Origin of the sequence: Chryseobacterium sp. JM1 (assembly GCF_000737715.1) — a bacterium.
Lineage (GTDB): Bacteria > Bacteroidota > Bacteroidia > Flavobacteriales > Weeksellaceae > Chryseobacterium.
In genome coordinates this window covers 1-9,781 of record NZ_JPRN01000028.1, presented here as the reverse complement: position 1 = coordinate 9,781, position 9,781 = coordinate 1, and the positions used below count along the sequence as shown (strand labels likewise).

Here is a 9,781-nt window from a genome sequence, read left to right as displayed (position 1 = left end):
CGGTCAACCATTATAATACCAAACGACCTCATAATGCAATTGGAAGAATCTCTCCTCAAAAATTTGAAGAGAATTGCAGACAAAATATGAAATTTAATAAACCTATTTTGAATATATTTAACAACGAGATATTAAAGAATAATACGGTCAACTCTATTTAGGGATTTACAGCTAGATATCAGAGTTCAGACATGAGACTTTCGTCGAAAATTTTCCAACTAGCAACTAGCAACTAGCAACTAGCAACTAGCAACTAGCAACTAGCAACTAGCAACTAGCAAATCTACCCAAATCTCAAACCCAAAAACTCTCCGACTCTCAAACCTGCAATCTCAACTTCCCGATTGGCGCAGTTCAGATCGGAAACGGCTTGTCTCATAGCTTTCTTCTGCCGCCTGGTAACCGACATTGAAAATCTCTTCTAAACGGTCTTTTCTACGCTCAAATGTTCCATAACTGGACAGCTTCTGGGAGGAAATAAACCAGTCGCAATAATCGAATTTTCCTTTTTCTATTCTGTAGGAAAGAAGGTCATAAGAACGCGAAACAATGGCTTTGATTGATTTTAAGTCGTTGATATCAATGTTATGGGGAGGAGAAACAAAAACACCGATCAGCTTGTCGCATTCTTCTCTGATAATATCTGCTGGAAAGTTGTTCAGGACACCTCCATCACAATACATTTCATCCCCGATGATGTAAGGTGTCGTCACTCCGGGAATGGAGCATGATGCAATAATAGCATCTACGACTTTGAAGTTTTCGTCAAATATTTTCTCGGTTCCGGAAACCAGTTCTGTGGCTACAATTTTCACTTCCTTGTTCAGGTCACCCAGTTTCATATCATGGAAAATAGGTTTAAGATAATTCCTGAAAATAACGGAAGAAACCAGCCCCGGCTGATTAAAAGTAAAATGTTTCCAGTTGAAAAAGTACACTGAATTGAAGAACTCCAAAATTTCGTCCGGCGTTTTCCCGACCGCATACAGGCATCCCACAATAGATCCCGCACTGCAGCAGGACAGCACATCTACATCAATTTTCTTTTCGTTCAAGAATTTCAACACTCCTGCATGGGCAATCCCTTTGGTACCGCCTCCAGACAAAACCAGTCCTGTTCTCTCAAAATTCATAGAATAAATGTAAGGAATCGGGGTGAGAAAACGAGGTTAAATTTTAGAAATCTCTTATTTTAGAACTATTCTGACACGTAAACCAGTTCAGAGCTCTATTCAAATCCTGACGTTTTCAAAAAATAGTATTTATTTTAAAATTATCTCATGTTTTGGATTGCGTGGCTGCTATTGATTTTCGAAATTTATAGAATTAAACTCATAGGAGCTATAATACAAATACGAAGGGCAAGCACCGAAGATGCCCAACATATTGCTTTATTGGGAAGAATCACTTTTACCGAAACCTTTTCGGAATACTTCAGAGACCAGAAGGATTTATTTGAGTATTACGAACGTACATTCGATGTATCCAAGATAAGAGCCAGTCTGCAGAAAGAAAACAGTCTGTATTGGATCGCTTTCTGGAACGAACTTCCTGTAGGTTATGCCAAGTTAAAGACACATTCCAATACGGAAAGTATTAAAACCGAAAATGCCTCACAGCTGCAGAAAATTTACGTCCTGAGAGAATTTTTAGACCAAAAAATAGGAAAACAACTGATGAATGAGCTTATGAATTCCTTTATGACATCTGATAAAACCCATTTGTGGCTATCCGTCTTAAAATCTAATGAAAGAGCCGTTCAATTTTATGACCGAAATGGGTTTAAACATACCGGAGAGCATGAATTCAGGATAGGAAAAGAAGTATTTGACTTTTATATTTTATCCTTCAAAAAAAAGAAGAAATCATAGACTAGATTGCTTTTAATTTCATTAATTTATCTTGGATAACCTTTTCAAACAGAATAGAGTATAAATAAGTCCTTCCTAATTAATTTTTACAGGCGAAATAACGATTTGTCCCTTACTGAATAAAGTATAGATATAGTTTTTTTTATCCCTGCTTAATATTATATCAGAAGTTCCATTACCTTCACTATTAACGATTAAAGAAGGTAGGGCGATATCTTTAATTGGTGAAAGGACAGTTCCCTCTGTTAATTTTGAGATTACGATTGAAAATAGCTGCTTATTCCAATTCACAAAATACAGAGACTGGTCAGAGATTGTCATTCCATCCAAAAATAAACCTTTTTCCTTTTCGAAAATAATATCTATTCTTTTAGTTTTAAAATCAATCATTATTAAGCTGGATGGAGCCGTATTATTTTTATTGGCCGTTGCAAAAAAACGATTTCTTTTTGCATCATAAACCAATCCATTAATTCCATTCAGTTTTTTGCGTTCATTTTCATCCGTGATAAGAGGTTTACAGGATTTATTTTTTAAGTTAAGTTCAAAAATATTTCCAAGATCTGTAGAGGACAGATATAACGAGCCGTTTACATAGCAAAGATCATTAAGGCGGCTAGTATCAGGTACGTTAAACTCAAAAATTTTCTGCCGGGTTTTAAGATTAAATCCGATAACCAGATTTCCGCACACCATGTACAGACTATTTCCAACAACGATGGTACCCATAGGACCGTCTGCTTGAATAAACTGATTATCAGCAGGTAAAAAGTGAGTATCTTTAACCGAGGGATCTGCTAAATTAACTTTACTGATATACCCTTTTTTACCGGAACCTGATATATTAGCAACATATAAAGAATTCCCGTCCTGGCAAACGCTCTCAGGATTTGTAAAACCCGAAATAATAATGGGTTCTGTATTTAATTTTGTACCTGTCTGATTAGTTTTACAATTAGTAAGAAAAAGTAAAAAGATGACAATTATATTATTATTCATGATCTTATTATAAACATTTAATAATTAAAGCTGACATTTCTTCTCCCAAATAACCAAACAGATACAAAAATAAGGTAAAGGCAAATTGCCGGGTACATTATTTACATTTACTTCAACAGATATTCCTGCATAAAACGGATCACCGCAAGTCTCTGGAAATCTACATTTTCTTTTTTTCTGAATCCGTGGCCTTCGTTTTTAGCTTCGAGATACCAGACTGTTTTGCCCTGAGCTTTTAGCTTGTCTCTCATCTGAACAGCTTCCGTCACCGGAACTCTCGGGTCATTGGTTCCCTGGATGATAAACATCGGTTTCTTGATCTTGTCAATATTATTCAGAGGAGCAATTTTCGTAAAGAATTCAGCCATTTTAGGGATTCTTTCGTCACCATACTCTACTCTTCTCAGATCTCTTCTGTATTCTTCCGTATTTTTAAGGAAGGTATTGAAATCGGAGATTCCAACGATGTCTACAGAACATCTGATTTTATCGGCATATTCGTAAGCGGTAGCCAGGGTCATAAAACCACCGTAACTTCCACCCATGATCATAATTCTGTCTTTGTCCAGTTCAGGCTGTTTTGCAATCCAGTCCAGAAGGCTTCCGATATCTTTCACGGAATTCATTCTCAGATCCCAGTTATCCGCTGCAATGAATGTTTTCCCGAAGCCTGAAGATCCCCTTACATTAGGGTAAATCATGGCAACACCCATTTCATTGGTAAAATAGTTGGAAGAACCTATAGATGACGCCATAGATTGCCCTTCCGGACCACCATGGATGTTAATAATCACCGGCCTTTTTCCTGTAAATTTAGAAGGTGCAGGATAATAGAATCCAGAGATTTTCATTTGATCAAAGCTTTTCCATTCGATCAGTTTGGGAACGGACATGTCTGCCGGCTGCATTTCACCCTGCTCACTTTCCGTCCATCTTTCAATATTCTGGCTGGCCATATCCATTTTATAAACATCCGATCCGGAATTGGCCGCAGATCTTGAAAAATAAAGCGATTTTCCATCATTCGAAAACTTCACTCCTCCAATCAATCCAACCGGAATCTGACTTACCGGTGCATATTTTTTGGTTGCTGTATCAAGAATGTATAATTTATTAATTCCACTTTCGTTCGTTACAAAAGCAATCTTAGACTGATCTTCAGACAAATCATAATCTTCAACGTTCCATGGGATGGATGACGTCAGATATTCGGTCTTTTTTGTTTTTAAATTTAAAATTGCCAGTCTGCTGAATTCATTATTCCGGTCTGTCACATAGAAAATTTCATCCGGGTTTTTGCTGAAAGAAGCACCGCCCTGCACCACTCCTTTTTCTTTCCGGTCGGTAATAGGTTCCAGCTTTTTGGTTTCGAGATCATAGATGTACAGGTAAGAATCGTTGGCAGAAACATATTCTCCAATCAAAAGCTTTTTACCGTCCGCAGACAGGTCAGAGATTCCCCAGCCACCGCCTTTTACTTCAAGGATAAGCTGTGTATCTTCAGGTTTTAAAGGATTCATATAATAAATATCCCTGTCGCCACCGTTTCTTTTCGTAGATGAGAAATAAAATCCTGAACCGTCTTTTTTCCACTTCATCCCGCCGTTCTGAGATCTTCCGCCATCGGTAAGCAGTTTGGATTCCAGGGTTTTAAGATCAAGCTTAAAAAGCTGCCCGAATTCATTTCCTCCTGTATCTTTGGTATAAATCAGGTACTCTCCTTTTACAGGCTCGTAAGATGCTGAATTGACCGGTTCATCAAAGAATGTGATCTGTTTTCTCGCTCCCATTGGAACAGAGATTTTATGAAGCTGGTTGGTAGAAGCAAAACGGGTTACTGCAATGATTTCTTTCCCATTGGGATGAATGCTTGCAACCCCTGCATTTCTGCTTTCGGAATATTTTTTAATCGCCTGATTCAGATTTTTAGGAATCGGTAGAATATTCTCGGCAATGAGGTTTTCGTTGGGGCTTACAAATTCATTTTTCGTCTGCGCAGAGAGGAGTCCGGCCAATGACAGAGCAAGAATGATATAGTTGTTCTTCATTTTTAAAATTTTTCCTGAATTTACAAAAAAACCACAGACGAAATGTCTGTGGCTGTATATTAAGAGGTAAGATCTTCTTAATTATTGATATACTTTTCAAAGATGGCCGAGAAATCTTTCTGATTGTATTTCTCATAGCTGCTCCTGGACCAGTTGAAAACATATTCATTCACATGTTGCAATTCCTGGCTTTTGGATACATTTTCCTGCTTTCCGGCCGCAACTGTTGTAATTGCTTTCTGAAGGCTGTCTACAGAGAACCCTAAAATCGACTGATTATGGTGTACTTCCTGCTGAATCGCCAAAAGAGCTTTGTAAAGATCTTTTAACTGATCGATCTGACCTTTGCTTACACTGATCATCAACGGAACATTTCCGATATGGAATGAAATTTCCACGTCAAGATCAATGGTTCCCGCAGTTTGTAGTGCTATATTGGAAAAAGGAAACTGATAATATTCGTACCTTCTTAAAATCCTCTTTTTGTCCAGAGCGCTGGCTCCGTCGATATGAATTAATGCTCTGTTGGTAAAGCAGTATTCATCTCTTTTAGATTTGATTAAGAAGAAAATCCTTTCATTATCTTCCGATAAAATATAGTCGTCCGAGTCTACTTTGTCATAGTCCTGAGAAGGGATAATTTTCCCGATATCACCAAGACCCAGTGCTTCTGCAGCAAGTTTTTTAAACATCTTTGAATACGTTATTAGTTATGTTTGAATTAGATGTGAATCACTTCCCCATAAGCTGCAGCTGCTGCTTCCATAATGGCTTCAGAAACTGTTGGGTGCGGGTGGATCGATTTAATGATCTCATGACCTGTCGTTTCCAGTTTTCTGGCAACCACTGCTTCTGCAACCATATCTGTAACGCCTTCTCCGATCATGTGGCATCCTAACCATTCACCGTATTTAGCATCAAAAATTACTTTAATGAAACCGTCTGTGTTTCCGTTAGCAGTAGCTTTACCACTTGCAGAAAGAGGGAATTTACCTACTTTGATCTCATATCCTTTTTCTTTAGCCTGCTTTTCTGTAAGACCTACAGAAGCTACTTCAGGGTGACAGTATGTACATCCAGGGATATTGCCATAGTCGATTTTCTCAACATGCATTCCTTTGATTTTTTCTACACAAGTGATTCCTTCAGCGGAAGCAACGTGTGCTAAAGCCTGCGTAGGAATAATATCACCGATTGCATAGTAACCCGGAACTGAAGTTTCGTACCATTCGTTGACCAAAACTCTTCCTTTATCTGTCTGGATCCCCACTTCTTCCAATCCGATATTTTCGATATTGGCAGCGATTCCTACAGCAGAAAGTAGAATATCAGCTTCAAGGGTAATGGTTCCGTTCGCTGTTTTTACAGTAGCTTTTACGCCTTCACCGCTGGTGTCAACGCTTTCTACAGATGCATTGGTCATGATCTCGATTCCTGTCTTCTTAAGAGATTTTTCTAAGTGCTTAGAAATTTCTTCATCTTCTACAGGAACGATGTTTGGCATAAATTCTACAACGGTTACTTTAGTTCCCATTGTATTATAGAAATCAGCAAATTCTACCCCGATAGCTCCGGAACCTACCACAATCATAGATTTCGGCTGCTCAGGAAGAGATAATGCCTGTCTGTATCCGATTACTTTTTTACCATCCTGAGGAAGGTTTGGAAGTTCTCTTGAACGTGCTCCTGTTGCGATAATGATATGTTCTCCTGCATATTCAGTTACTTTACCGTCTTTATCTGTAACAGACACTTTTTTACCTTTCTGAACTGTAGCTGTACCAAGAATCACATCGATCTTGTTCTTCTTCATCAGGAATTCAATTCCTTTGCTCATTTTGCTGGCTACCCCACGGCTTCTCTGGATCACGTTTGGAAATTCAAAACTAGCTTCCACTTTATTCAGACCATAGTCTTCAGCGTGGTTGATATAATGAAAAACCTGCGCAGACTTCAATAAAGCTTTCGTAGGAATACATCCCCAGTTCAGGCAGATACCTCCTAAGTTTTCTTTCTCGATAATTGCAGTTTTGAAACCCAATTGTGCTGCTCTGATCGCTGTAACATAACCGCCAGGACCGCTTCCGATGACAATGATATCGTAGTTCATTATTTTAAAAATTTTTATGCGAATTTAAGGAAAAATATTGGATGTTTTATGTTCTGCCATTTCATATTTCACTGAACACTAACTTGATTTCGCCGGCTGCCAGGGAACCTATTCTCCATAAACGCATTTTTTTAATCAAATATTAAATACTATTCTAAAATTTAAATTCACACAAAAACATCACGTTACAGTGATGTACTATTAAAATAAGTAAAATAATCATTTGTAAATGAATACAGTATAATATTTTTCTTTATTTTTGCTGAAAATCCAAACAAATGAAAATAAAGAATTTAATTTTCGCTTTTCTTTTATGCAGTTTATTCTTCAATGCACAAGTTGGTATTAGGACCACGACCCCCAACAGTACATTAGCTGTTGCGGGATCTCTGGGAGCCGACTATAAGCAAATCACGGCTACTTCGTACAATATTACGGCTACAGACCACTACATTACATATGACGGAGCGGCCAATGCTACATTTACCCTTCCTGTCATCGGAACCGGAACGAGCAGCTATACGGGAAGAATCTATAAAATAAAGAATATCTCTGCATCCGGCATTACGCTCCAGGCATCCAGCGGGAATACCCTGAGAATCGATAATACGCCGGTTACCTCTTTTGTAATTCCTACGGGTGCTTATGCTGAAGTGGTGAATAACAGCAATACAACGGGAGGAACTTGGGATCTCTCCTTTACCGTGCTTCCGAAACCCAGCAATGTAGACATTTACGGGGTACAGCTTTCTATTCCTCCTCACGGGAATGGCAGTCCGGGAGTCAGTGACTGGACTAACCATACGGTAACGTCTTATGATATAGGAACCGGAACAGATTCGTGGTGGGTGATCAGCAAAGCTTCCACAACCTATGGTCACACAGCCTCCTTTTCCAATACCAGCCGAATGACCATCGTGTATGAATACCAAGGCCCGGCTTTCAATGTCACCAATATGTACCCGATTTTAACCGCGGGAAACAACTCCAGTTTTCCTGATGTTTTTACTGCTTCGTTTGTCAGTCTGGCCAATGTATCAGGAAAAACAAGACTTACGGTATCTGTTGCCCGTATCGACTTTATAGGTGTAAACGGAGGCAATAACAGTAACTGGACAGGGACTTTCCTACTGAATTTGCTGCTGGCGAGAAAGTTATACTAGAATTATATTGAAATAATGATGTAGAGGCTGCCCAAAATGGGCAGCCTCTACATCATTATTAATTTTTATGCATTTCCTTTTTTTAAATGATCCTTTTAGGTATGGTTTCTATTATTCACAAGATTCAGCATAATAAAAACCACTGCAATTTTACAGTGGTTTTGTTTTTATCTGAGATACTAGTGATGGTTGCACCAGTTGGGAGGGACTTCGAGTATTACTTTATTTGAATTGATTTCTTTAATCTGAAAAAATTCAAACTATCAACTCCTTTTAATGGATGAAGTGTATAAACAGAAAAGTTATTTTTCTTTCCATCAACATTTTCGAAATATATACCCATTTGCCCTTTATCACTTTTCTTAGGCAGCATAACTTTTGCTAAATGATTACCGATTGTATCATAATAGTAATAATTATCTAAAAAAATTCCTTGACTATTATCTAGTTCTTTATTAATTGAAAATACTATACTTTCCTCACTAGAATTTTCTTTTAAAGTTTTATAGATCAAACTATCATTAACAATAATTTTCGATTCATTAAATGGATTATTGTAAGCTCCATATTCAAAATAAACTGTATCAGAACCAGATGTTATAAAAGCTGTGATTTTTGAGTCTATACCTTTGATATCTGTCTTCTTCCAATTTATAGGAACTTCAAAGCTAACTATTCCTATATTTTCTTTTTTTAATTCTTCTTTTTTATTATTACAACTTAATAAGAAAGAGCCAAAAGTTATTATAACGATTTTTTTCATTTAGGTATGTTTGCCGTTTTAAATTTTTTAGCTTCACTCACTGAGGAAGTTGAATACCCACCAGAATAAGTCTTTACTTGTTTCTGTTTTCCAATTGCCCCAGACACTATCTCTCCTCTTTGGTGTGGAGCTACAGAAGTTTGCCCTGTACCTTCTGCCCTCATAAGCCCTTTATCATTTGGAGAGTGTTTCATGCCCATATTATGCCCAAATTCATGTTTTACGACTTCATTAAAGGTCCCATTTTTAATTGTTGCTGCTTCAACTGCTGACACTCTTCCTGGGCTTTGCCCTCTACCAAGAACATCACCATCACTATTTTTAATTTCATTTCCTATCAACAAAACGTGATCATTTTTGCCTATATCATCCATACTTGTAACAACTTTATATTGAACATCAAAATTTTTAATGTTATCCATTGCAACTGTAGTATTATTGTTAAAAGAGCTGATTCCAGTACCTTCAAACTCATTTATACTAACACTTCCAGATTTTTTGTTAAACATCGTCTTAGATAAATCAGAACCGGATAAATTAACAATTGTCAAAGTCATTTTCACATTTACATCTCTTTGTATCAATTCTGATTTACCATCTGCTCCTTTTGTAACTGTTGATTTTAAAATGGTAGTTATAATATCGTCTGGAGCCATACCATCCGGATCAATAAACCTAATAGGATTATTAAACGCATAATTATAAGGGCTATATCTTCTCATCTTCTCCGCCAGCGGATCCACAACACCCCATCTTCCCAAATCTGCCATATAGAACCTCGCTCCATAATCATACATACCAGATTCGGTTTGAAGCTCTTTTCCATT

The 9,781-nt window shown here is 37.5% G+C and carries 9 protein-coding genes; 2 read left to right on the top strand and 7 right to left on the bottom strand.

All coding sequences use genetic code 11. The features are described 5' to 3' along the window. Positions 1–332 precede the first annotated feature (332 nt). A complete protein-coding gene (locus tag IW22_RS23345) occupies positions 333–1,133 on the bottom strand; it encodes a patatin-like phospholipase family protein (RefSeq protein ID WP_034732123.1) in 801 nt (266 codons plus the stop codon). 147 nt (positions 1,134–1,280) lie between these two features. Between IW22_RS23345 and IW22_RS23340 the strand changes: the two genes are divergently transcribed. Further along, positions 1,281–1,871, top strand: a complete 591-nt coding sequence (locus IW22_RS23340) for a GNAT family N-acetyltransferase (RefSeq protein WP_081874024.1) — start codon at positions 1,281–1,283, stop codon at positions 1,869–1,871. Positions 1,872–1,946: 75 nt separating this feature from the next. Here the strand turns inward: IW22_RS23340 and IW22_RS23335 are convergent, their stop codons facing one another. From IW22_RS23335 to lpdA, 4 genes are all read right to left on the bottom strand, one after another. Continuing rightward, entirely contained in the window at positions 1,947–2,870 is a 924-nt protein-coding gene (locus IW22_RS23335; RefSeq protein WP_034732121.1) for a hypothetical protein, read from the bottom strand. Positions 2,871–2,977: 107 nt separating this feature from the next. Continuing rightward, positions 2,978–4,918: a prolyl oligopeptidase family serine peptidase gene (locus IW22_RS23330; protein ID WP_051891383.1), complete on the bottom strand. Its 1,941-nt coding sequence runs from the start codon at positions 4,916–4,918 to the stop codon at positions 2,978–2,980. A gap of 77 nt (positions 4,919–4,995) precedes the next feature. Beyond that, positions 4,996–5,610, bottom strand: a complete 615-nt coding sequence (locus IW22_RS23325) for a PH domain-containing protein (RefSeq protein ID WP_034732120.1) — start codon at positions 5,608–5,610, stop codon at positions 4,996–4,998. Between the two features lie 29 nt (positions 5,611–5,639). Continuing rightward, positions 5,640–7,028 (bottom strand): dihydrolipoyl dehydrogenase, encoded by a 1,389-nt coding sequence (lpdA, locus tag IW22_RS23320; RefSeq protein ID WP_034732119.1) that lies wholly within the window; start codon positions 7,026–7,028, stop codon positions 5,640–5,642. A gap of 278 nt (positions 7,029–7,306) precedes the next feature. On the opposite strand from lpdA, the gene IW22_RS23315 reads away from it, so the two are divergent. Beyond that, positions 7,307–8,191, top strand: coding sequence for a hypothetical protein (locus IW22_RS23315; RefSeq protein ID WP_034732115.1), 885 nt, complete (start codon positions 7,307–7,309; stop codon positions 8,189–8,191). Positions 8,192–8,408: 217 nt separating this feature from the next. Here IW22_RS23315 and IW22_RS23310 read toward each other — a convergent pair whose 3' ends face one another. Further along, positions 8,409–8,954, bottom strand: coding sequence for a hypothetical protein (locus tag IW22_RS23310; RefSeq protein ID WP_034732108.1), 546 nt, complete (start codon positions 8,952–8,954; stop codon positions 8,409–8,411). Next, on the bottom strand, positions 8,951–9,781 hold an 831-nt coding region (locus IW22_RS24710; RefSeq protein WP_034732106.1), incomplete at its 5' end, for an RHS repeat domain-containing protein. The genes IW22_RS23310 and IW22_RS24710, both read right to left, overlap by 4 nt.

What these genes read in the sequence shown, in the direction of transcription:
- IW22_RS23325 (WP_034732120.1), bottom strand. Translation starts at nt 5,610, where the DNA reads ATGTTTAAAAAACTTGCTGCAGAAGCACTGGGTCTTGGTGATATCGGG.
- IW22_RS23335 (WP_034732121.1), bottom strand. Translation starts at nt 2,870, where the DNA reads ATGAATAATAATATAATTGTCATCTTTTTACTTTTTCTTACTAATTGT.
- IW22_RS23345 (WP_034732123.1), bottom strand. Translation starts at nt 1,133, where the DNA reads ATGAATTTTGAGAGAACAGGACTGGTTTTGTCTGGAGGCGGTACCAAA.
- IW22_RS23330 (WP_051891383.1), bottom strand. Translation starts at nt 4,918, where the DNA reads ATGAAGAACAACTATATCATTCTTGCTCTGTCATTGGCCGGACTCCTC.
- IW22_RS23315 (WP_034732115.1), top strand. Translation starts at nt 7,307, where the DNA reads ATGAAAATAAAGAATTTAATTTTCGCTTTTCTTTTATGCAGTTTATTC.
- lpdA (WP_034732119.1), bottom strand. Translation starts at nt 7,028, where the DNA reads ATGAACTACGATATCATTGTCATCGGAAGCGGTCCTGGCGGTTATGTT.
- IW22_RS23310 (WP_034732108.1), bottom strand. Translation starts at nt 8,954, where the DNA reads ATGAAAAAAATCGTTATAATAACTTTTGGCTCTTTCTTATTAAGTTGT.
- IW22_RS23340 (WP_081874024.1), top strand. Translation starts at nt 1,281, where the DNA reads ATGTTTTGGATTGCGTGGCTGCTATTGATTTTCGAAATTTATAGAATT.